20 protein-coding genes are annotated in these 21,379 nt (G+C 62.8%); 8 read left to right on the top strand and 12 right to left on the bottom strand.

Going from position 1 to position 21,379, the window contains the following annotated elements; translation table 11 throughout:
- Positions 1-153: 153 nt before the first annotated feature.
- From NKJ23_RS00630 to phnG, 3 genes are read right to left on the bottom strand one after another with little or no spacing between them, the layout of a single operon-like run.
- Positions 154-1,266, bottom strand: coding sequence for a carbon-phosphorus lyase complex subunit (locus NKJ23_RS00630; RefSeq protein ID WP_352577418.1), 1,113 nt, complete (start codon positions 1,264-1,266; stop codon positions 154-156).
- Between the two features lies 1 nt (position 1,267).
- The gene (gene phnH / locus NKJ23_RS00625) at positions 1,268-1,879 is read right to left on the bottom strand and encodes a phosphonate C-P lyase system protein PhnH (RefSeq protein WP_352577419.1); all 612 of its coding nucleotides are present in this window, start codon (positions 1,877-1,879) and stop codon (positions 1,268-1,270) included.
- Entirely contained in the window at positions 1,879-2,340 is a 462-nt protein-coding gene (gene phnG, locus NKJ23_RS00620) for a phosphonate C-P lyase system protein PhnG (RefSeq protein ID WP_352577420.1), read from the bottom strand. The genes phnH and phnG overlap by 1 nt, the downstream gene beginning before the upstream one ends.
- 135 nt (positions 2,341-2,475) lie before the next feature.
- Between phnG and phnF the strand changes: the two genes are divergently transcribed.
- A complete protein-coding gene (gene phnF, locus NKJ23_RS00615) occupies positions 2,476-3,219 on the top strand; it encodes a phosphonate metabolism transcriptional regulator PhnF (RefSeq protein WP_023675205.1) in 744 nt (247 codons plus the stop codon).
- Positions 3,220-3,237: 18 nt separating this feature from the next.
- Here phnF and NKJ23_RS00610 read toward each other — a convergent pair whose 3' ends face one another.
- The 5 genes from NKJ23_RS00610 to NKJ23_RS00590 all read right to left on the bottom strand — a co-directional run bounded on the left by NKJ23_RS00610 (position 3,238) and on the right by NKJ23_RS00590 (position 9,774).
- Positions 3,238-4,251: a zinc-binding alcohol dehydrogenase family protein gene (locus tag NKJ23_RS00610; RefSeq protein ID WP_352577422.1), complete on the bottom strand. Its 1,014-nt coding sequence runs from the start codon at positions 4,249-4,251 to the stop codon at positions 3,238-3,240.
- A 70-nt stretch (positions 4,252-4,321) separates the two neighbouring features.
- Entirely contained in the window at positions 4,322-5,287 is a 966-nt protein-coding gene (locus NKJ23_RS00605) for an ABC transporter permease (protein ID WP_352448376.1), read from the bottom strand.
- Positions 5,284-6,837 carry a sugar ABC transporter ATP-binding protein gene (locus tag NKJ23_RS00600; RefSeq protein WP_352456805.1) on the bottom strand — a complete coding sequence of 518 codons (1,554 nt, stop codon included), beginning with the start codon at positions 6,835-6,837 and terminating at the stop codon, positions 5,284-5,286. The genes NKJ23_RS00605 and NKJ23_RS00600 overlap by 4 nt, the downstream gene beginning before the upstream one ends.
- Before the next feature lie 105 nt (positions 6,838-6,942).
- Complete coding sequence (locus tag NKJ23_RS00595; protein WP_023675208.1) at positions 6,943-7,938, bottom strand: ABC transporter substrate-binding protein; 996 nt, start codon at positions 7,936-7,938, stop codon at positions 6,943-6,945.
- Positions 7,939-8,268: 330 nt separating this feature from the next.
- Entirely contained in the window at positions 8,269-9,774 is a 1,506-nt protein-coding gene (locus tag NKJ23_RS00590; RefSeq protein ID WP_352592776.1) for a UxaA family hydrolase, read from the bottom strand.
- On the opposite strand from NKJ23_RS00590, the gene NKJ23_RS00585 reads away from it, so the two are divergent.
- The 7 genes from NKJ23_RS00585 (at position 9,755) to gnd (ending at position 15,966) form a co-directional block, all read left to right on the top strand.
- Entirely contained in the window at positions 9,755-10,066 is a 312-nt protein-coding gene (locus NKJ23_RS00585) for a hypothetical protein (RefSeq protein WP_352592773.1), read from the top strand. The genes NKJ23_RS00590 and NKJ23_RS00585 overlap by 20 nt on opposite strands.
- Positions 10,029-10,931, top strand: coding sequence for a GntR family transcriptional regulator (locus NKJ23_RS00580; RefSeq protein ID WP_352677645.1), 903 nt, complete (start codon positions 10,029-10,031; stop codon positions 10,929-10,931). The genes NKJ23_RS00585 and NKJ23_RS00580 overlap by 38 nt, the downstream gene beginning before the upstream one ends.
- Positions 10,932-11,050: 119 nt before the next feature.
- Complete coding sequence (locus tag NKJ23_RS00575) at positions 11,051-11,407, top strand: DUF2946 family protein (RefSeq protein ID WP_352677643.1); 357 nt, start codon at positions 11,051-11,053, stop codon at positions 11,405-11,407.
- Between the two features lie 99 nt (positions 11,408-11,506).
- Positions 11,507-12,043 (top strand): copper chaperone PCu(A)C, encoded by a 537-nt coding sequence (locus tag NKJ23_RS00570; RefSeq protein ID WP_352677641.1) that lies wholly within the window; start codon positions 11,507-11,509, stop codon positions 12,041-12,043.
- A 25-nt stretch (positions 12,044-12,068) separates the two neighbouring features.
- Positions 12,069-12,587, top strand: coding sequence for a YcnI family copper-binding membrane protein (locus tag NKJ23_RS00565; RefSeq protein WP_352456800.1), 519 nt, complete (start codon positions 12,069-12,071; stop codon positions 12,585-12,587).
- 58 nt (positions 12,588-12,645) lie between these two features.
- A complete protein-coding gene (locus NKJ23_RS00560) occupies positions 12,646-14,274 on the top strand; it encodes a copper resistance CopC/CopD family protein (RefSeq protein WP_352677639.1) in 1,629 nt (542 codons plus the stop codon).
- Between the two features lie 267 nt (positions 14,275-14,541).
- The gene (gnd, locus tag NKJ23_RS00555; RefSeq protein ID WP_352677637.1) at positions 14,542-15,966 is read left to right on the top strand and encodes an NADP-dependent phosphogluconate dehydrogenase; all 1,425 of its coding nucleotides are present in this window, start codon (positions 14,542-14,544) and stop codon (positions 15,964-15,966) included.
- A 128-nt stretch (positions 15,967-16,094) separates the two neighbouring features.
- Here gnd and NKJ23_RS00550 read toward each other — a convergent pair whose 3' ends face one another.
- The 4 genes from NKJ23_RS00550 to NKJ23_RS00535 form a co-directional block, all read right to left on the bottom strand.
- Complete coding sequence (locus NKJ23_RS00550; protein ID WP_352677636.1) at positions 16,095-17,303, bottom strand: hypothetical protein; 1,209 nt, start codon at positions 17,301-17,303, stop codon at positions 16,095-16,097.
- Positions 17,303-19,351 (bottom strand): hypothetical protein, encoded by a 2,049-nt coding sequence (locus tag NKJ23_RS00545; RefSeq protein WP_352677634.1) that lies wholly within the window; start codon positions 19,349-19,351, stop codon positions 17,303-17,305. The genes NKJ23_RS00550 and NKJ23_RS00545 overlap by 1 nt, the downstream gene beginning before the upstream one ends.
- The gene (locus tag NKJ23_RS00540) at positions 19,348-19,728 is read right to left on the bottom strand and encodes a hypothetical protein (protein WP_352677632.1); all 381 of its coding nucleotides are present in this window, start codon (positions 19,726-19,728) and stop codon (positions 19,348-19,350) included. Before NKJ23_RS00540 ends, NKJ23_RS00545 begins: the two co-directional genes overlap by 4 nt.
- A gap of 313 nt (positions 19,729-20,041) precedes the next feature.
- A complete protein-coding gene (locus NKJ23_RS00535; RefSeq protein ID WP_352677630.1) occupies positions 20,042-21,091 on the bottom strand; it encodes a LacI family transcriptional regulator in 1,050 nt (349 codons plus the stop codon).
- Positions 21,092-21,379: the final 288 nt, after the last annotated feature.

The raw sequence follows: 21,379 nt of genomic DNA, 5'->3' as shown, positions 1-21,379 counted from the left end.
CGTCGGGGTGGTTGCCTTTGTGCTTCGAAGAATGGTTCTTCCTGAGCCGAGGGAAGGCGCGCAAGGCGAGACCATTGGCGGCAGTAACGGTTACGGCGGATCCGGAGGCCATTCCCCAGACGGGGGAGGTCACGGTGGTGGAGCTAACTGAAGTCATTCCGCTGCCTGCCTCTTCTCTTCGCCCTTGCCGGCATTTTCGCGGGCGTCGTGCTCGGTGCGCATGCGGCGCACGAGGTCGAGCTCGGCCTGGAAGTCGACATAATGCGGCAGCTTCAGATGCTCGACGAAGCCGGTCGCCTGGACATTGTCGGAATGCGAGATGACGAACTCCTCGTCCTGCGCGGCGGCGATGACATCCTCGCCCAACTCCGAGGCGCGCAGCGCGCGGTCGCACAGCGCCATGGCCATCGCCTTGCGTTCGCTCTGGCCGAAGACGAGGCCGTAGCCGCGGGTGAATTGCGGCGGCGCCTTGGCCGAGCCCTTGAACTGGTTGACCATCTGGCATTCGGTGACGCGGATGCTGCCGAGCGGCACGGCAAAGGGCAGTTCCGGCACGTCCAGTTCCAGTTCGACCTCGCCGATGCGAACTTCGCCGACGAAGGGATGGTTGCGCGCATAGCCGCGTTGGGTGGAATAGCCGAGCGCCAGCAGAAACCCCTCGTCGCCGCGTGACAGCGCCTGCAGGCGGATGTCGCGCGCCATCGGGAATTCCAGCGGCTCGCGGGTGATGTCGCCGGGGACACGATCCCCAGGCATGTCGCCATCAGGCTCGATCAGGCCTTCGCGGGCGAGGATGGCCGAGACGCGCGGCATCGCTTCCGCCTCGCCGGCACGCTGTTCCGGCTCGGCGACTTCGCCGCCGGCGGCAAGCTCGGGATCGAGCAGCCGGTGGGTGTAGTCGAAAGTCGGGCCGAGCAGCTGCCCGCCGGGCAGGTCCTTGTAGGTCGCCGACACCCGCCGCTCGACCAGCATCGTGCCGGTGTCGATCGCCCTGGTGTAGCCGAAACGCGGCAGCGTGGTGCGATAGGCGCGAACCAGGAAGATCGCCTCGATCATGTCGCCGCGCGCCTGGACGATCGCCAATGCCGCCAGTTCCCTGTCGTAGAGCGAACCTTCGCTCATCACCCGGTCGACGCCGAGCGCCAGCTGCTCGACGATCTGGTCTAGACGAAGTGCCGGCACCGAACGGTCGCCGCGCCGGCGGTCGGCGAGCAATTTGTGAGCATTTCGAATGGCCGTCTCGCCACCCTTTACCGCCACATACATGCTACGCCTCCATGATCTTGATGCGCGTCGTGCGCGGCAGGCAGGCAATTGCGTCGAACGTGGCGAGGATGATATCGACGCCACGCGGAAAACGCTGGTTGTTCTGCTTCCATTGCTCGACGAAATGGCGCGGCATTTGCGCCGGCGCGATCGTCGCCGTCTTCTCGATGCCCGGGCCTTCGAGCAGCAGCGCAGCGCCGGAGACGAGATCGCCGACCTCGAGGATCAGCGTCGTGGAGCGATCGGGATAATCCTGGGTGCCTTGCGAAAACCCGTCGAGCGCCATCATCTCGGCCGGCGTGGCGATCAGCGCGAAATGCGCGTCGGCCGGGGTGTTGGCCAGCGGCGCGCCGGTATGGAAGCCAAGCCAGGATTTCACTGCCGCCGACCCCTGCAAAGCCGGGTCGAGCCAGAGCGGCGTGTCGTTGTCGCACAGCGTCAGCGCAACGGCGCCGGCGGTGGCCGACAGCGGCACCGGGGGGTGGGCAAGGGCCGGCAAGGGCTGGACGCTGCCCGGCCGCGCCATCGCGTCCATCACGGCACGGAATACGGTCTGGGCATTGAATACCGGATCGGCGAAGCCGCCTTCAATGGATTGAGTGGCGATATCCATCAGTCTTCTCCGCGCACCATGGTGAAGAAATCGACCTTGGTCGCCGCCGTCTCGGCGCGGAGCTGTTCACGCGCCTTGGCCAGTGCCGCCTGCAAGGGCGCAACGATCCTGGTCTCGACCTCATTGCGGTGGGCCGGGTCCTGCCACAGCGCATCGGCGATTGCCGCCAGCCTTGCCTTCTGCTTGTCGCGGCCGAGCGCGTAGCAGTGGCCGACATGGCCGGACGCAAGCCGCACCGTGGCACGGGTGACCGTCGCCTCGCCGACATTGAAGGGCGCGCCGCCGCCGCCGATGCGGCCGCGTACCGTAACCAGGCCGGTTTCGGGGCCACGCAGAAGTTCCGCTTCGCAAGGCAGGCCGGCTTCGTCCCAGAGGCGGACGATATCGTCGCCGGTCGATTGCGCCAGCGTTGCCATCACGGCCTTGCGCTCAGCCTGATCGCGCGCTTCCTGTCCTCGCATGGTTAACATTCCCTTGCATCGAAAATTTGTCTATTGATATAGACAATTATACAAATTATACCTATTATCTAATGCGTGTCTATGACGGGTGCATGACACGGGCCAAAAGATCGGCGCAAGGAATTGGGGCGGGAGATGATCGGACAAGCCAACAGCATCGAGCGGCGCAGCGGTGTCGCGCTGTGGCGGCAGATCGCCGATCAGATCCTGCATTCGATTGCCGTCGGCGATTTTCCCGAAAATGCGGCGCTGCCGCCGGAGATCGCGTTGGCCGGACGCTATGGCGTCAACCGCCACACGGTGCGCAGCGCTATCGCAGCGCTGGTGCAGGAGGGTGTGCTCAGGGCGGAGCAGGGGCGCGGCACCTTCGTGCTGTCGCGCAAGCGGCTGTCTTATCCGATCGGCGCCCGCACCCGCTTTTCCGAGGGATTGCAAGGACAGGCGTCCGAGCGGCATATCACCTTGCTCGCGTCATCGATCGAGCCGGCCAACCGTCGTGTCGCAGAGGGCTTAGGCCTTGCGACGGGGGCCGATGTGATACGCCTGGAAACGCGCGGCGAAGCCGATGGAATGCCGGTGTCCCGCGCGGCCGGCTGGTTCGATGCCAGGCGCTTTGCCGGCATCGATGCCGCCATGGCGGAAACCGGTTCGATCACCGCATCGCTGGCACGTTTCGGCATCGACGACTATCTCAGGCAATCTACCGTGCTGTCGGCGCGCCATGCCGATGCCGCCGACCTTGCGGACCTCGAGCTGCAGCCCGGCGCCATCGTGCTGGTGACGGTCGCCGTCAACGTCACGCCCGACGGTCAGCCGATACAGTTTTCGGAGTCGCGCTTCCCGGCCGAGCGGATCGAGCTCAAATTGTCGGCGCTCTGAGATGCGGCAGCCCTGGCATCATCCGACTTGAATGACGGCCTTGATCAGGCCGGACTTCTCATGCGCCCAGCGGGCGAGGTCGTGCGGCGTCTCGCCAAGCGTGGTGCGGTGGGTGACCAGCTTTGCCAGCGGCAGCGCGCCGTTGCGGATCGAGGCGGCGACATGGTCGAAATCGGCACGCAGGGCGTTGCGGCTGCCGATCACCATCATCTCGCGCTTGTGGAATTCGGGATCGGAAAAGGCGATGTCGTCCTTGACGACGCTGACCAGGACCAGCGCCCCGCCGTGCGCGACATGGGCGAAGGCCGACTGCACCGACCGGGTGTTGCCGGTGGCATCGAAAACCACGTCGAAGCCGTCGCCGCCGGTTGCTTCCCGCACCAGGTCGGCAGCGCCCCGCGAGCCGTCGAGGGTCGCGAAGCCGAGTTCGCTTTCGGCGAAACCCAGCCTCTCCGCACTCATGTCGAGCAGCGTCACGTCTAGCCCGGCGATGCGGGCGAACAGCGCCGTGCCGAGCCCGATCGGGCCTGCACCGATGACCAGTGTGCGCGCACCTGGATCAGCGAGCGAGCGCCGCACGGCATGGGCGCCGATCGCCAGGAATTCGACGGCGGCGGCATCGGCCAGCGACAGGCCGTTTGCCGGATAAAGATTTTGCGCCGGCACCAGGATCTGCTCGCACATGGCGCCGTCGCGGTGGACGCCGAGCACCTCGATCCTGACGCAGCAATTCGGCTTGCCTTGCCGGCAGGCGATGCATTTGCCGCAGGCGAGATAGGGATTGACGACCACCGCTTCGCCGACGGCGAGATCGACGTCCTCGCCAACCTCGATCACGGTGCCGGAAACCTCGTGGCCCATGATGCGGGGATAGGCGAGGAACGGGTGCTTGCCTTCGAAGATGTGATAGTCGGTGCCGCAGATGCCGACATGGCTGACGGCGACCAGCGCCCAGCCGGCGGGGGGCGCGCCGGGCTCCGGGCGGTCTTCGAGGACAAGTTCGCCGGGCGAGCGGCAGACGACGGCTTTCATGCTTCAATCCAGTCGGTTCATGGCACCGCCGGTCCTGCTGTCGCGAGGCCGGCGGTTGTTGGGAGGCGGTCTATTTGCCGCGGCGGCGCAGCCCGTCGAAATAGACGATGACGATGATCAGCACGCCGGTGATGATGCGCTGCCAGAAGGCATTGACGTTGAGCAGATTGGCGCCGTTGTTGATGGTGGCAAGGATGAAGGCGCCGAGCAGCGGTCCGTGCACGGAGCCGACAGCGCCGAACAGCGAGGTGCCGCCGATCACCGAGGAGGCGATCGCCTGCAATTCCCAGCCCTCGGCCTGCGTCGGATTGCCGATGCCGATGCGCGAGGCAAGCAGCACGCCGACGAAGGCCGCACACAGGCCCGACAGCGTGTAGGCCATGTAGATGGTGCGCTGGACGTTGACGCCTGACAGGCGCGACGCCTCGGCGTTGGAGCCGACCGAGAAGAGATAGCGGCCCCAGCGGCTGTGGTGCAGGAAGATGTAGGCTGGGATGCCGACCAGGATCACCATCCAGAACAGATTGGGGACGCCGGCGAAGGAACTGCGCGAGAACGTCTGGAAGGCGTCGTTGTTGATCGAGATCGAGTTGCCATTGGTCATCAACAGACCGATGCCGCGCAGCGAGGTCAGCGTTGCCAGGGTGATGATGAAGGGTGGCAGGCCCATCTTGACGATGCCGAAGCCGTGGAACATGCCGATGGCGACGCCGACCAGCAAGGTAATCAGGATGGCCAGGAAAACCGGTGTGCCGGCGTTGATCAGCATCGCGACGATGACGGTGGCGAAGCCGACCACGGCGCCGACGGAAAGGTCGATGCCGCCGGTGATGATGACGAAGGTCTGGCCGACCGCCAGGATGGCGATCATCGACCCTTGCCGCAACAGGTTGGAGATGTTGTTGGCGGAGGCGAAGCTCGGCGTCGCCACCGACAGGATGATCCATAAAAGAACCAGCAGCGCCAGCAGTGTCAGCCCGAACAGGGCGTTGTAGTTGCGTTTCGGCCTTTCGGCAGCGATCGCCTCGGTGCTCATATCCGTCCTCCCGGTTTTTCTTGTTTCTCGGCCAGCGCCTGGGTGAGGATCTCCTCGTGGTCAGCGGTACGAAAGCCGTGCGTGGCCACCAGCTTGCCGCGCCGGAACACGTGCAGCGTGTCCGCGAGTTCATAGACCTCGGGCAGGTAGGACGAGATCAGGATGATGCCGGCTCCCTTGGACAACAGCGCGCCGAACAGCCGGTAGATCTCGGCCTTGGTGCCGACGTCGACGCCGACAGTCGGCTCGTCGAAGATGAATAGCTTGGCGCCATGGGCGAGCCATTTGCCGATGACGATCTTCTGCTGGTTACCGCCGGACAGGCTGGAGGCCAGCGCGCCGCGCGTCGGCGTCTTGATGCGCAGGTCGGCGATCTGGCGATCGGCTTGCGCCTTTTCCTGCGCGCGCGAGATCAGCAGATTGCTCGAGATGCGCTTGTAGATCGGCAGATTGAGGTTGAGTCCGACCGGCAGGTTGAGGCAGAGGCCCTGGTCGCGGCGGCTTTCCGGGGCCAGCGCCATGCCGAGCCTGATCGCGTCATGTTCGGAATTGACCTTGACCTCCTTGCCCTCCCACAGGATCTGGCCGGCCGATTTGCGGTGCCGGCCATAGAGCGTGGTGACGAACTCGCTGCGCCCGGCGCCGATCAGGCCGTAGAGGCCGACGATCTCGCCGGCGCGGACGGACATCGAGACATTTTCGAAACCCTTGCCGGACAGGTTCCTGGTTTCGACGATGGTCGCGCCGGGGGTGAAATGCTCCTTGTGGTAGACCTGCTCGATCGAGCGGTTGATCATCATCTTGACCAGCTCGGCGTCATTGGTCTCGGCAATGTTCCTGGTGCCGACCAGCGTGCCGTCGCGCAGCACCGAGACGCGGTCGGCGAGCTCGAACACTTCTTCCATGCGATGGCTGATGTAGATGATGGTGACGCCTTCGCCCTTCAGCCGGCGGATCAGCGTGAACAGCTGGTCGGCCTCCTTGCGGGTAAGATAGGCGGTCGGCTCGTCGAAGATCAGGAATTTGGTGCCGCGCACCGTGGCGCGGGCGGCGGCGATCAACTGCTGCTGGCCGATGGTCAGGTCACCCAGCATGACATGCGCCGGCAGGTCGAAGCCGAGATCGTCGATGATCTTCTGCGCCTGCCTGACCATCGCCCGCTGCTGCAGGATGCCGAAGCGGGAATCCTCCTCGCCGAGGAACATGTTGGCGGCGACGGTGAGATGGCGGCATAGGACGACTTCCTGATGCACGGCATTGATGCCGAGCGCCATCGCCTCATGCGGCGTTGCCAATGCGGCAGGCTTGCCCTCCCAGATGACGTCGCCGGAGGTGCGCGGCATGACGCCGGTCAGAAGCTTGATCAGGGTGGATTTGCCGGCGCCGTTCTCGCCGACGATGGCGTGGATCTCGCCGGCCTTGAAGGCGAGGTCGACCGGCTTCAGCGCGTGGGTGCCGGGATAGCGCTTTTCCAGCCCGCGGAGTTCGAGGATGGTCCTGCCCGGTTCAAGCGTTGGGGCCGGATGGAGTTCCTGCGCCGTCGACATCATGACAATCCTCCCAGATTGGCCCCCAAAGATTGGCCTCGCGATTGGCACGAGTGGGATGTTTCCGGGGCGAAAAAGGCCCCGGAAACAGTTCACTTGCGGCTATGCTCAGTCGAGCTTCGGGTTGAGCAGCGCGTCGATCTTCGGATCCTTCATGTTGGCCTTGGTAACCAAATTGGCGCCGGTGTCGACATTGGCCTCGACCTTCTCGCCCTTCGAGGCGGCGAGCGCCGTCTTGATGCCGTCATAGCCCATCCGGTACGGATCCTGAACGACGAGCGCCGAGATGACGCCGTCGTTGAGGAACTTGATCAGCTTCTCGTCGCTGTCGAAACCGACAAGCCCGACCTTGCCGGCCAGACTGTTCTCGGCGATCGCCTGACCGACGCCCTGCGCCATGATCAGGTTGGAGGCGAAGATGCCCTTGAGGTTGGGGTTGGCGGTGATCAGGTCGGTGGCGATGTTGAGGCCGGTGGTGGCCTGGCCGTCGGCGTATTTGTCGGCGACCAGCTTGAGGCCCGGATATTTGGCGGCGAGCTGTTCCTTAAAACCCTGGGCGCGCTGTTCGAGCGAGCCGGCGCCCGGAAGAGCGGTGATCAGGGCGACGTCGCCCTCGACCTTGCCGCCATTGGCTTCGCCGATGGCTGCGGCAAGGCCGTCGGCGGCAACGCGGCCGCCCTGGATGTTGTCGGTGGTCAGGAACGAGGTGAAGGCCTTGGAGTCGGCGCCAGAGTCGATACCGATGATCTTGACCTTGGTGGCGGCCTCGTCGATCGGCTTGCCGAGCGCCTTGGCTTCGGTCGGCGCGATGACGACGGCGGCCGGGTTACCGGCGACGGCATTTTCGAGGATCGAGATCTGGCCGTTGACGTCGGTCTCGGCCTGGGCGCCGAGCTCCGGCACGTTGACGCCGAGATCCTTGCCGGCCTTGCGGGCGCCGGCCAGAACGATCTGCCAGTAGAAGGACGTGGTGTCCTTAACGATGATCGGAATGGTCGCGTCGGCCGCGGATGCCGGGGCCGAGTGCATCACGCCGGCAAGCATCGAGGCGGCTGCGAGTGCCACGAAGGCGCGGCGATTGAGAATGCTGGTCACGAATTTCATTAGGAGTCCTCCCTAAGTCGCCCGGTGAATGTTACGGAAGCTCCATTCGGATGGCGCGGCCCGAACGGAACTTTATCAATAAAAAACATTTACCGCATTTTGATAGTGCATCACCTCGGTCGGCGCAAGCGATGTTTGATGGCCGCTCGAATGGCTGGGTGGGAAAGCTTGCTCCCTCGGAACTCCGCTGCCAATCTCCTCCAATATGTCGCATGGAATATTAATTCCATCACTCAGTCAATATGGAATGTTCATTCTTTTTCGGGAGCGTTGGAACTGTGACGCCTGGCGATCACGTCCGGTGTTCGCGACCGTTTGCGCATGTCCGGCTTAGAGCGTCGCTCCGAGATGCCAAGGCACGAACTCGTTGTCGCCGTAGCCGAACTCTTCGCTCTTGGTCTTGCGGCCCGAAGCCGTCTCGACGATCAGTTCGAAGATCTCGCGGCCCATGCCGGCGATGGTCTTTTCGCCCGAGGCGATGACGCCGCAATTCACGTCCATGTCCTCTTCCATCGTGTGATACATGGTCGAGTTGCTGGCGACCTTGATCGACGGCGTCGGCCGGCAGCCGAAGCAGGAGCCGCGGCCTGTGGTGAAGACGATGACATTGGCGCCGCCCGCCACCTGGCCGGTGGCCGAGACCGGGTCGTAGCCGGGCGTGTCCATGAACACCAGCCCGTGCCCGGTGACCTTTTCGGCATAGCCGAAGACGCCGTTGAGCGGCGTCTGGCCGCCCTTGGCGACCGCGCCGAGCGACTTTTCCAGGATGGTGGTCAGGCCGCCGCGCTTGTTACCCGGTGAGGGATTGTTGTCGATCGATGCGCCATGCTTGGCGACGTGGTCTTCCCACCATTTCACATAACCGTCGAGCTTGGCGGCGATCTCGGGGGTTGCGGCGCGATAGGCGAGCAGGTGCTCGGCGCCGTAGATCTCCGTCGTCTCGGAGAGGATGCCGACACCGCCGACGCCGGCCAAAATGTCGACCGCGGCACCCAGCGCCGGATTGGCGGTGATGCCGGACATGCCGTCGGAGCCGCCGCATTGCAGGCCGACGACGATCTCGCTGACCGGGATCGGCTCACGCTGAAGCTTGCCGACCTCCTCGGCGATCTCGGCCAGCACGACCAACGCCTTCTCGACCGATTTGCGCGAGCCTCCGGCTTCCTGGATGTTGAAATGACGTTTTCCCGCGGCAACGCCCTTCTGGCCGTAGAGGGTGAGCTGGTTGACCTCGCAGCCGAGCCCGACCATCAGCACGCCGCCGAAATTCGGGTGACGGGCATAGCCGGCCAGCGTGCGATGCAGCACCATCATGCCGTCGCCGGTGGCGCTCATGCCGCAGCCCTGGCCGTGGACGATCGGGACGAAGCCGTCGATGCCGGGATATTGCGGCAAAAGCGTGCGGTTCGCGGCGTCGGCGATGGCATGGCAGACGGTGGCCGAGCAATTGACGCTGGCGAGAATGCCGATGAAATTGCGCGTGCCGGCGCGGCCATCGGCGCGGCGGTAGCCCATGAAGGTGCGGGCGCGATCGGCCTCGGTCGCATGCACAGCCTCGCTCGGCGGCACCACCGGCAAACGCCCGCTTTCGAAGACCAGATTGTGCGAATGGACATGCTCGCCGGGCGCGATGTCTTGCGTGGCGCGGCCGATCGCCTGGGCGTATTTGACCACGGCCTCGCCGGCCGCAATCGGCTTGATCGCCACTTTGTGGCCCGGCTCGATCACTGCGGCGACGACGGCGCCGCCCGGCAGCACGGTGCCGATCTCGATGCGGCCATTGGCGACCGCGACATTGTCGGCGGGAGACAGAAGAATGCTGTTTGCGGCGTTCACGGGAGCTTCCTGGGTGTGTTCCTGGGTGCGCGAGCGGATTGACACGCGGCTCTTAACATATAATGTCTTTTATCGTGAAAAAACATTTTTGCGTCAATTGTTTTTTCGCCAGAGCGCGACGCGTCTTTGGATGCGAGAAGTAGGCTCTACAACTAAAACTAGCGTTGCGCATGATGTTTTCCGAAAAGGTACCGGTTTCATGCGCGAGAAACGCTTCACACTGGCCGCAAACGCCGATGCGCCACGGGGCAGGGATGTCGAAGAGCAACAACGTTTACAAGGACGCCTATAATCGCGGTCTGAGGCTGCTCGACGAAACCAGGAGCCTGCCTTCGGAGCCGGAGCTGGGTACGCTGCTCGGCGTCAGCCGCACGACGGTCCGCACTATCCTTGCGCGCATGGAAGAAACCGGGCTGATCGACTGGAACAAGCGCAGCAAGATGGTCCTGCGCGAACCGCGACCGGACGATTTCTTCCCCGAGGAAGAAACCGACACGCTGGCCGAGATCATCGAGCGCTCCTTCATGCGGCGGCTGCTTGCCAGCGGTGCCGAAGCCGGCATGCAGATCAACGAGCTCGAACTGGCGCGCGAGATCGGCGTCGGCACCACCAGCGTGCGCGAATTCCTGATCCGCTTCTCGCGCTTTGGGCTGATCGAGAAGCGCCGCAACAGCCACTGGGTGCTGAAAGGCTTTACCCGCGCCTTCGCGTTGGAGCTGACCGAAATCCGAGAGATGTTCGAACTGCGCTCGGCCGCAGCCTTTGCCGCTCTGCCCGAGGACAGCCCGGTGTGGGCCGACCTCGACCGCCTGGAAGACGAGCATCACCGGCTGGAGCGCGAGATCGCCGTGCGCTTCAACGAATTCTCCGAGCTTGACGAGCGCTTTCACCGGCTGATCCATCGGGCGTCGCACAACCGCTTCATCGTCGATTTCTACGACGTCATCGCCATGATCTTCCACTACCACTACCAGTGGAACAAGGCGCAGGAGCGCGAGCGCAACGAAGTCGCGGTCCAGGAGCATCTCGCCTATATCGCCGCGCTCAAATCGCGCGATCTCGCCAAGGTCGACGCCGCCTGCCGCAAGCACCTGAAATCGGCCCGCCACACGCTGCTGACGTCCATTCCCGAGGGCAGGCAGCCGCAACGCGCGTGATTGTGTTGCGTTGCCGCAGCAACGTTTTGGCGATTTTCCGGCCGCCGGCTCCGTGCTAGAGAACTGACGTTGCTGCGTGAAGAGGCTGGTTCTTGACCATACGCCGGAGACGATGGAGCATGCCGGTCGCGTTCGCCGCGGCGTGGCTTTTGGTGCTCCAGTCGATGTTCGGCGCGTTTGCGTCCGGCGTCGAGCCGAAAGCCTCGCAATTCGATGCTTTTGGCAACACGATCTGCACCCATGACGGTGCGGCGCAACTCCCCGCCGGCGATCCGCATCAGCAGCACATGCCGGCTTGCTGCATGCTTGGCTGCAATCTCGTTTCGGCGGTCTATGCGCCGCTGGATGCAGCCGGGAGCCTGGCTCGCAGCCTTTCCATCGAAACCATCGCATTTTTCCTGCCGGCCTTCCGGCATCGCGATTTCGCCCGCGCCCGCACTCCGTCCAATCCGCGCGCACCACCGGCGACGGCCTGATCCGTTCTGGTTCGCGCCGCGCAACGCTTTGCCGGCGCGTTTGTCGACATCGTTCGCGACCGGCCATCGGCGCGATCCCCTAAAGTCCACGGAGCAATCATGTCTCACTCTTTTCGCGCTGCCGCATCCAGCCGCAGGCGCTTCTCACTGGGTAGTTTCGAGCAGCGTCTCGGCGTCGCCCTTTGCGTTCTTGCCCTCCTGTTCGCCAGCGCCCAGACGGTGTTGGCACACGAGTTCAAGCTTGGCGATCTCGAGATCGGGCACCCCTGGTCGCGCGCCACGCCAGCCGGCGCCAAGGTGGCCGGCGGCTACTTCACGATCACCAACACAGGCAGTGCGGCGGATCGCCTGCTGTCGATCACCTCCGACATTTCGGCCAAGGCCGAACTGCACGAGATGGGCGTCAGCAATGGCGTCATGACCATGCGGCCGGTCACCGGCGGCCTCGAAATCCCGGCTGGCGGCAAGGTCGCATTGGCGCCCAACGGCTATCATTTGATGTTCATGGATTTGAAGCGGCAGCCCAAGGAGGGCGAAATGTTCTCCGCCACGCTGACCTTCGAGAAAGCCGGGCCCCTGCAGATTGAATTCGCCGTGCAAGGCATCGGCAGCGCGGCGCCCCAGGACGACGACTGACTTGGCCGCTTCGAGAGGTACCGTCATGAAGAAATCTCTTTTGCCCGGCTGCGTGCTTCTTGTCCTCGGGACCAGCGCGGCCTTTGCCCACATCACGCTCGAAACGCCGGAGGCGGCGGTGGGCTCGACCTACAAGGCGGTTCTTCGGGTGCCGCATGGCTGCGAGGGCAAGGCGACGACCGCGCTGCGCGTGCAGATCCCGGAAGGGGTGCTCTCGGTCAAACCGATGCCGAAGCCGGGTTGGACACTGCAGGTCAAGAACGGCAAATACGAAAAGTCCTACCAGCTCTACGGCCAGGCAGTGACCAGCGGCGTCAAGGAGATCGACTGGAGCGCCGGCAGCCTGCCGGACGAGTTCTACGACGAATTCGTCTTTCGCGCGACGCTGGCGTCCGACCTGCCGGCAGGCCAGACGCTGCATTTCCCGGTGGTGCAGGAATGTGACGGGGTTGCCGATCGCTGGATCGAAATTCCGGCGGCCGGGCAGGCTGAGGACGCGCTGGAATTTCCGGCGCCCGGCCTCAAGCTGCTGCCGAAGAAGTGATCTCCTTACGCGGCGCGCTCTATCCGAAAGAGCGCGCCCCTGTCTTTGTGGCGGTGACATGAGCGCGGCATCCATCCTGCGAACGGCCTGCACAACCGGCCGGCTTGCCATCGGCCTGCTGGCTGCGATTGTGCTGCTTGCCACCATTGCCGCGCCAAACGCAGCCTTCGCCCACGCGGCGCTGATCAAGGCCGAGCCGGCTGACAGTGCGGTGCTGGCGCAGAGCCCGTCGCAGCTGTCGCTGACCTTCAGCGAGCCGGTTTCGCCGCTGGTGCTGACGCTGGTGCGGCCCGACGGCACGTCGATCCCGCTGAGCTCCTTCCGGCTCAGCGGCCAGACCGTCGAGATCGACAATCCGCAGGCGCTGACATCCGGCACGCATGTGCTGAGCTGGCGGGTAATCTCCGCCGACGGCCATCCGGTCGGCGGCTCGGTGCTGTTCTCGGTCGGTGCGCCGAGTGCTGCGCCGGCCGCCTCCGAAGCTGTCGACCGGGAGCCTCGAACGGCGATCTGGATCGGCAAGGTTTTTCTATACATCGGCCTGTTTTTCGGCGTCGGCGGTGCCTTTGCGCAGGCCTGGCTGGCGCAAGGCGGTCGATCCGCCCAGAACATGATCGTCGCAGCGATCCTGTGCGGGCTGGCCGCCGCACTCTTGTCGCTCGGTTTCCAGGGGCTGGATGCACTCGGCGCGCCGCTTGCCCGGCTGGCACAGCCGGTCATCTGGCAGACCGGGCTTGGCACCAGCTTCGGCTGGACGGTGCTGATCGCGCTGATGGCGCTCGGCCTTGGCCTGCTATCGCTGGTCGTGCCGCCCGCCGACGCAAAGCCGCTGGCCTTGGCCGGACTGGTTGGCGTTGGCGCAGCACTTGCCGCCAGCGGGCATGCCAGTGCCGCCGAGCCGCAATGGCTGACCCGGCCGATGGTGTTTCTGCACGCCACTGGTATCGCGATTTGGTCCGGGGCGCTGGCGCCGCTCGGTCTTGCCTTGAAACGGCAGCCGGACAAAGCCGGGCCGTTGCTGCGCCGGTTTTCACGAGCGATCCTGTTCGTCGTGGCGGTGCTTGCGGCAGCCGGCATCGTGCTCGCCGTCATCCAGGTGCAAACGCCGTCGGCGCTGGTCCATACCGCTTATGGCCGGCTGCTGCTGCTCAAGCTGGCGCTGCTCGTCTTTCTGTTCACGCTCGCCGCCGTCAATCGCTTCAAGCTTACGGCCCCGGCTGAGGCGGGCGAAACGGAAGTCCAGCGGCGGCTGGCCCGCTCGATCGCCATCGAGCTGCTGATCGTGGTGGCGATCTTCGGCGTTGCCGCCGGCTGGCGCTTCACGCCGCCGCCGCGGGCGCTGGCGATCGCCGCGGCACAGCCGGCATCGGTGCATATCCACACGCTGCAAGCGATGGCCGATCTCAGCATTGCGCCCGGTCACACCGGACCTGTTGCCGCTTCGATCTTCATCATGACCGGCGATTTCGGCCCGCTCGACGCCAAGCAGGTAACGCTGGTCCTGTCAAAGCCCGATTCCGGCATCGAGCCCATCAAACGCCCGGCGACGAATCCCGGCGACGGCACCTGGCGCGTCGACGATCTCGTCATTCCGGTCGCCGGCCGGTGGACGGCGCGGCTCGATATCCTGGTCTCGGATTTCGAGATGGTGAAGATAGAGGCGCCGATCGACATCAGGCCGGAGTGACGTGCTGATATTCAGGTGATGCCGGCCTGCAAATGGCGGTATCCCTGCGCTTCCGGTGCTCACGTACTTAAGTACGCTCCGCTCCGGTTCTCGGAAACCACCATGTTCGGCTCGGCCTGACCTGAATCTCAACACGCCCCGGCTGCAAGACAATTGGGCGAGGCGGTTGACGCGGCCGCGAACCCCCGTCAATCATCGCCATCAAGAATGGGCGTCCAACCCAATCGCGGGCTCAAACCAACAAGATCCGAAAGCAGGGAAGAAACGATGGAAAAAGCCGAAATCGGCCTGATCGGCCTTGGCACGATGGGCTCCAACCTGGCGCTCAATATCGCCGAGAAGGGGCACCGCATCGCCGTCTTCAACCGCACCGCGGCGCGCACCGATGCCTTTGTCGAAAATGCCGGCGCGCTCAGGGATAGGGTGGTGCCTTGCTACAGCCTCGAGGAACTGGCCGCCGCGATCCGGCCGCCGCGGCCGATCATCATCATGGTGCTGGCCGGCAAGCCGGTCGACGAGCAGATCACGGCATTGCGCGGCGTCCTGTCGGCCAACGACATCGTCATCGACGCTGGCAATGCCAATTTCCGCGATACTATGCGGCGCTTCTCCGAGCTTACCGATTCGGGCCTGACCTTCATCGGCATGGGCGTGTCCGGCGGCGAAGAGGGCGCACGCCACGGTCCCTCGATCATGGTCGGCGGCACCGAAGAGTCCTGGAAGCGCGTCGAAAAGGTGCTGACCGCGATCTCGGCCAAGTTCAAGGACGAACCTTGCGCCGCCTGGCTCGGCACCGATGGCGCCGGCCATTTCGTCAAGACCATCCACAACGGCATCGAGTATGCCGACATGCAGATGATCGCCGAAATCTACGGCATCCTGCGAGACGGCCTGGGCATGGGGCCGAAGGAGATCGGCGAGGTGTTTGCCGGCTGGAACACGGGCCGGCTCAACTCGTACCTGATCGAGATCACCGCCAAGGTGCTGGCCGCCGACGACCCCAAGACCAGCAAATCGGTGGTCGACATCATCCTCGACCGCGCCGGCCAGAAAGGCACCGGCAAATGGTCGGTGATCGAGGCGCAGCAGCTCGGTATCCCGGCCACGGCGATCGAGGCGGCTGTGGCGGCACGCGTGCTGTCGTCGATCAAGGACGAGCGGCTGGCCGCCGAAAAGGTCTATGGCGGCGGCGTGAGCAAGATTTCCGGAAACAAGGACGCCCTGCTCGCCGATCTCGAACTGGCGCTGTTTGCCGGCAAGATCGCCGCCTACGCGCAAGGCTTCGCGGTGATGAGTGGCGCGTCGAAGGAATTCAACTGGAACCTGCCGATGCCGGTCATCGCCAAGATCTGGCGGGCCGGCTGCATCATACGCTCGCAATTGCTGGATACGATGGCGGAGGCCTTCGGCGCCGGCGGCGCAGCCACCAACCTGTTGATGGCGCCGGCTTTCGTCTCATTGATGCAGGAGGCGCATCCGTCACTTCGCCGTGTCGTGGCACGGGCGGCCGAAGCCGGCTCGCCGGTGCCGGCCCTGTCATCTGCACTTGCCTATTTCGACAGTTACCGGCAGGGCCGGGGCACCTCGAACCTGATCCAGGCGCAGCGCGATTTCTTCGGCGCGCACGGCTTCGAGCGCATCGATGGGCAAGGCGCTTTCCATGGCCCGTGGGGGAGTGGGGCGGGCGGCTAGCGCCCATTGGAGACCTTCATCTCCCATCCTTCGAACGGAGATTAGCGCCCTCAATATGGCCCTCTGTGGCTGAGTCTCATCCGCCTGAAAGCGACTATCAAGGATTGGAGACTAGTTGGCCCGTGCGGTTATCCCGCAGCCTCACGCTTCTTTTCAACGATCTGGTGAAGCGCTTGAAGGAGTTGCCCCTGATTCACGCGCCTGACATGGGTGGGGGCGACGCTTCGGTCTGTGGTTGCGGCGGTGCGATAGGCATCTTCGAAATCTTCGTCAGACAAAATGGCAGGGAATCTTCCGGCCTTCAAAGCTGCGCGCTCCCGCTCGTAAGAGACATAAAGCTCGGCGATACCTTTTACTTCCAATGCGTCGGATATAGCGGCCAAATCTGCGCGTGATCCTTCTTCGAAGCCCAACCGCTGAAAGAGCGGGTAGTTATAGTTGCGAAGATTCGCTGCCCCCTGTGGAGTTGATGCAGAAAGCATCAAAAGGGAGTATCCTTCGTTGCTTCGAATAGCCTCATCAAAGAGATAGCGGAGGTCTTGCAGGTATCCTTGTATCTTTGACGCGCTGTATCCGCCAGAAAACAGCGTTTCAACTTCATCAAGACAAAGCATAACTCCAAAAACTATGCCTTTGCTGCGAGCGAACGAGAGCAGCTCCGTCATATTGCGTGTCATCATCGCAGCGCTGCCGAGCCGAGCAAAAACACCGAGATGGCGCTTTTCTGTATTGCTCAGCGCCGCACCGCCAAGCCATTTTTTTGCTAGATCTCTAAGAGGCTCGAAGGACATGCGCCCATCGCGATCTGGTGGTACGAACCCAGGTCGGCTCGCTTTGAAAAGAAGCTGAAGAACGTTCCTCAACTCGCCCTGCTTCAAATCGTCGAACTCGGCTGCATCTTCACAGCTTCGAACGATAGCTGTAAGCAAATCGTATTCACCGGACAGTTTGGCGGCCTCATCAGCCTCGCGGAGTACCTCTCTTACGAGGTGAGAGGCCGAACTCGATCCAGCCAGAATCTCAACCACCGCAAACGGACGCCCGGAGGTGCGACGGAACTCTCTCATCATATACTGACAGTGCCGCAAAAAGTGGGTCTTGCCCCCTCCAGTACCCCCTTGGACACCCATCGCGCGGCGTTGGGGGTCTTCGGCCAGCACCTCTCGCACGAGGCCGACGAACCGATCTCGCGCGTCGACCTGATTATACAGCACCTCCTCGATAATGGTCCGAGCCGCCGGAAACGGATTCCGCGTGAAACCGAACCGAGCATAGAAGGGATCTTCATGATCCTTCTGATCAGGCGTTTCGCCGAGAAGCTCCGCGAGCGACGGCATCACCGCACCCTCTCAAGGGTGAAGACGGGTCGCCCACCGATTTCGAATCTATCCATTGGTACTGGCACTTCCTCAAGTCCGAGCAGCGACCCGGAGATAACAGCGTCAACGCCGGTTGGCTTCCCGCCGACAGCGTACCCGAAAGTGAATTTTTCAGATAGCACCCTAGCATGCTCTTGAACCGAACGGGATACTCCCCACGGAGAGATACGGGCTGCGCGGCAGAAATTCGGCAGAAATTCAGATACTTGCGCAATGTTGTCCCGCGCTGCGTCCTCATAGGCAGCTTCAAAGGCTTGCAGGAAGCTCGGCGGGTCAGGCCTCCTTGAGCCGTCACGCCAAACGGCGCCGTCAGACCAGCATTGTCCGAGAAGCACATGATAGCGGACGAGGCGGATACTGGCCTCTTGCGCTACGTCAGCGCCGAGCGCCGCGGCAAGGATGCTCCTCACATGCTCCCTCGCCAGTTCCCCGTTCTGCTGAAAATGCTCTAGGATCACCCGATAGGGCTCAAAATTCCGAAACTGATCACTGATCCCATCCAAGTCTGCTCTCTGCAAGCAACTCTCGACGACATCTAGCTCCGCTCGGGAAATGATCGTTTCACCGTCGAAATCGACGAGCTTGGCCCGACGAACGACCTCCAGACTCCTGCGAACATTTCCCTCATTGGGCCGGTTCGCTGCGGGCAGCTTTTCCATCAGTTCTGCAAAGGATAGCTTCCCTGAAGCGTAAAGGGCACCTGCTATGCGTAGGGCGAGAGGGAGCGAGGATTGAGGGATCGCAGCATGGCTGAAAGCCGGCTCATGCGCGTCGGCTCCTGATACCGCTTTTTCCGAAGTCGTAGCATCGACTCGCTCCTTGGCCTTCACCCGCTTCGGGTTTGCCGGCGTCGCGTCCTTCGCCTCTCTGTCATTGCTCTTTGCGGCCCGCGCCGAACCGGCCTTCTTCGCCGGCGAGGGGTCATCCTCTGAACTCCGAACGTCCAGATACTCTGCCACCCAGTCTTGCGGCTGTTTGCCCGGCCAATAGCAGGTCAGGCTGAGTGGCGTCTTCGTCGAACCTCGTATCCTGACGGTTCCGAAAGCGTGGGTTAGATCCCAGAGTAACCCTCTTATCGAGGTGCCCATAAACGTGCCGGCCCAGGCGTCGTAGCGGAAGCTAGAGATTTCATCCTCTTGCAGCTTCGGGGTGGGCAGGCAGATGTTCGGTATTCCTTCCGCGCCGAGCACACGCGACAACAGCACATCCGAGGTCACAACCAGCTGCTTGGCTCGCGTCCGCGTGGAACGAAGAACCGCATGCACCCCCTCAATTAAGAGGCGGTCCTCAAGGACATCACCTTCATCCTGGTCTAATCCTCCCTTGCCAGCCGCACGCATGTACCGCAGTAGCGACGGATCAAGCTCCAGAACCTGATAACGATGCTGATTGCGCTCGAGGAAGCTCAACCCCGCATTCACCAGCGCCCGCGACCGAAGCGCCTGTACGAGATTTCCATCCTTGCCGCTTCTAGCGAGCGACTTCAGAGTTGCTTCGCGAGCCTGCATTTGCGTTAACGACATCACGAAGGGCATCAGCCAAACAGTCGTATCTTTGAGAACGTTAAGCAGCCAATGCAGGGTGCCATTATAGAGGCTGTTTGTGTCGGGTATAAGAACAATGCCCTTGGCGCTTCGAAGCTCAAGCAACTGCTCAGCCGTTTTGCCGGAGACAAGTGGAGACAAAATACCCAATCGCGTGGCGCTAAGGGAAATGGCGTCGATTACGACTTTTGCAATCCGGTCCTTCCTGTCTTTCTCTTTAATATCTTTTCTATCGTCTTCCGACGACAAAAATTTCTTATCTAGATTCAGCTTAAGACGAAATGAGCACTCTCTATCGTCTTCTGACGTCGGCGGCTCATTGATCCCAATCGAGATAAGATCGTTCCACTCGCCTTCCTTGATGTGGGTGTTATCAGTATAAGAAACGAATAATGTTCCTTCACGCACGTCTAGATAGCGCTGGTCCTTCGCGAAATCGGCTTGACTGAAGAATGTGGTCATTCGAACCGGACCCAAACGTGCTTCTTATTTAGAGATTTCAGTAGATCAAGGGCATTTAAGCAGACGCTCGCGACCGCTTCCGATAATTGGATGTCGGTCGTGAATATCGGCGAAGCCGCAACAGCGTGCTCGGTCAAATTCAAGGACGTCCAACCTTCCGCCTCTTTGCTCCAGTCCACAGGACCGAGCAGCGCTTCAAAATCTGCCAGCTTGTACCAAACGCCGGGCTGGGCCTCCGGGACGAATGACAGAATCGCTGCTGTCGTGATCCCCGAAGCCTCCTCATCATCGGAAGCCCCAACGCCCCCGTACCAAAGCTGCTCCCAGTCGCCCGCTACATCCGGCGGTCCCTGGGAGATGATTGCCCGTAGTGCCAATTCTTCTCTCCCCAGCCATCCCCACTTTACTGTCGCATGGCTACCGTTTCTTTAACACCCACTTTGATATCATCGAGCCGCTGCGCAATTCTGTAGCACGTGTCACGTAGAATCCGCCTGTTCGTCAGTCCAAAACCAGAGCGGGCGCCCGTAAGCTTTTTCATTAGCTCTTGCTGAATCCGGCCAGTCAGCTCACGGCCCCAAGGTAGCCACTCAGCAGCGCGCATTTTCCAACCAAGTGGAATCACTCGGCGTCGCAGAAATGCGGCTAAGACAAATAGATGGAGCCCAGTTCAATCTTAACTTATCCCGCTCACCCCTGGCGGCGATAGGCCTGCACTTCGCCCGGCTCGCTCAGGCTTTGCAGGGTGCCGGGTGCGGCGCCGCCGATCCAGCCCAGCACCGAGCGGGCGAGTTCGGCGCCGGCCAGTCGGAAGTTCTCGTTGACGACCAGCAATTCGCTGCGAAACAGGTGCAGAAGCTCCGACGATTGTTTGGACACCACATCGACATCGCGGCCAAGCTTGAGGCCGGCGTCTTCGATGCCGGCGACGATGGCGAGCGTCGCGGCGGCGGCGCTGCTGATGAAACCGTCCGGGCGGCTTTCGCGGCGCATCAGCTGCGCGGTCCGCATTCTGATCTGCTCGATCGAATGATCGATCGAAACGGTGTTGAACGGAATCTCGCTGGCGCCGACCTCGCTCAGCGCATCGGCAAAGCCGGCGAGCGTGTGGCCGTGATAGGTCAGCTCGACCGGCGGCGCCAACAGAGCCAGGCGGCGGCGGCCGAGACCGGCCAGATGGCGCACTGCCTCGGCTGCGAAAGCGTAATTGTCGAAATCATGGTAGGGATGGATCAGCCCCATATCGGTGCGGCCATGCGTGGCAAAGGGGATGCCGCGCTCCAGCATATAACGGGCCCTCGGATCGTTCGGCTGCGTGCGCGAAATGATGACGCCGTCGGCTGAACCGGTTTCCACGAGGTAACGGATCGGGTCGAGCGGATCCTGCGAGCGCGAGTAGGGTGTCACGATCAAATGGTAGGGCGTGTCGGCAATGACTTCGGAAACGCCGTAGATGATATCCGAGACAAAGCTCATGATCTCGTGCTCGGTGTTGAGCACCAGGCTGATGACATTGGTCTTGCCGGTGCGCAGGCGGACGCCGGCACGGTTGGGCCGATAACCGATCTGCTTGGCGACAAGCTGGACGCGCCGCCTGGTCTCGGCGCCGATCTCGGGCGCATCCTTTAGCGCGCGCGACACGGTGGTGACGCCCAGCCCGGTCATGAAGGCGAGCGTCTTCAGTGTCGGTCGGCCCCGGCCCGACGCTTCGTCGGCCTTCTCTTCTTGATGCCTGTTCATTCATCCCGCCCCGTCAGGCGCATAGCAGTTGCCGGGCAGGCCGGCAATCGGCGGGCCGCGGGTACGCCGCGGGCCTTCACCGAATGAGACCGCTATATACTGAAACGTTACAGATTGTCACTGCCGTGGCGATATCACTGGTGACAGGCGCAAAACGAGCGGCACTCCGGTCGGCGCAAAAAAGAGCGACAGAAGGGGCTTTTCCGGTTTTCTGGCGTCGCAGCATCAACTTTTTGCAGTGCAACCTCTCCTGTTGCGGTGCGGTAGGTCGGCGGGCCACCCGATTTT

This window comes from Mesorhizobium sp. M0184, from assembly GCF_040322215.1.
In the GTDB taxonomy this organism is placed as follows: domain Bacteria; phylum Pseudomonadota; class Alphaproteobacteria; order Rhizobiales; family Rhizobiaceae; genus Mesorhizobium.
The sequence above is the reverse complement of the archived record's forward strand: the minus strand, read 5'-3'. Positions and strand labels throughout refer to the sequence as shown.

What these genes read in the sequence shown, in the direction of transcription:
- NKJ23_RS00630 (WP_352577418.1), bottom strand. Translation starts at nt 1,266, where the DNA reads ATGTATGTGGCGGTAAAGGGTGGCGAGACGGCCATTCGAAATGCTCAC.
- phnH (WP_352577419.1), bottom strand. Translation starts at nt 1,879, where the DNA reads ATGGATATCGCCACTCAATCCATTGAAGGCGGCTTCGCCGATCCGGTA.
- phnG (WP_352577420.1), bottom strand. Translation starts at nt 2,340, where the DNA reads ATGCGAGGACAGGAAGCGCGCGATCAGGCTGAGCGCAAGGCCGTGATG.
- phnF (WP_023675205.1), top strand. Translation starts at nt 2,476, where the DNA reads ATGATCGGACAAGCCAACAGCATCGAGCGGCGCAGCGGTGTCGCGCTG.
- NKJ23_RS00610 (WP_352577422.1), bottom strand. Translation starts at nt 4,251, where the DNA reads ATGAAAGCCGTCGTCTGCCGCTCGCCCGGCGAACTTGTCCTCGAAGAC.
- NKJ23_RS00605 (WP_352448376.1), bottom strand. Translation starts at nt 5,287, where the DNA reads ATGAGCACCGAGGCGATCGCTGCCGAAAGGCCGAAACGCAACTACAAC.
- NKJ23_RS00600 (WP_352456805.1), bottom strand. Translation starts at nt 6,837, where the DNA reads ATGATGTCGACGGCGCAGGAACTCCATCCGGCCCCAACGCTTGAACCG.
- NKJ23_RS00595 (WP_023675208.1), bottom strand. Translation starts at nt 7,938, where the DNA reads ATGAAATTCGTGACCAGCATTCTCAATCGCCGCGCCTTCGTGGCACTC.
- NKJ23_RS00585 (WP_352592773.1), top strand. Translation starts at nt 9,755, where the DNA reads ATGCTGTTTGCGGCGTTCACGGGAGCTTCCTGGGTGTGTTCCTGGGTG.
- NKJ23_RS00580 (WP_352677645.1), top strand. Translation starts at nt 10,029, where the DNA reads ATGTCGAAGAGCAACAACGTTTACAAGGACGCCTATAATCGCGGTCTG.
- NKJ23_RS00575 (WP_352677643.1), top strand. Translation starts at nt 11,051, where the DNA reads ATGCCGGTCGCGTTCGCCGCGGCGTGGCTTTTGGTGCTCCAGTCGATG.
- NKJ23_RS00570 (WP_352677641.1), top strand. Translation starts at nt 11,507, where the DNA reads ATGTCTCACTCTTTTCGCGCTGCCGCATCCAGCCGCAGGCGCTTCTCA.
- NKJ23_RS00565 (WP_352456800.1), top strand. Translation starts at nt 12,069, where the DNA reads ATGAAGAAATCTCTTTTGCCCGGCTGCGTGCTTCTTGTCCTCGGGACC.
- NKJ23_RS00560 (WP_352677639.1), top strand. Translation starts at nt 12,646, where the DNA reads ATGAGCGCGGCATCCATCCTGCGAACGGCCTGCACAACCGGCCGGCTT.
- gnd (WP_352677637.1), top strand. Translation starts at nt 14,542, where the DNA reads ATGGAAAAAGCCGAAATCGGCCTGATCGGCCTTGGCACGATGGGCTCC.
- NKJ23_RS00550 (WP_352677636.1), bottom strand. Translation starts at nt 17,303, where the DNA reads ATGCCGTCGCTCGCGGAGCTTCTCGGCGAAACGCCTGATCAGAAGGAT.
- NKJ23_RS00545 (WP_352677634.1), bottom strand. Translation starts at nt 19,351, where the DNA reads ATGACCACATTCTTCAGTCAAGCCGATTTCGCGAAGGACCAGCGCTAT.
- NKJ23_RS00535 (WP_352677630.1), bottom strand. Translation starts at nt 21,091, where the DNA reads ATGAACAGGCATCAAGAAGAGAAGGCCGACGAAGCGTCGGGCCGGGGC.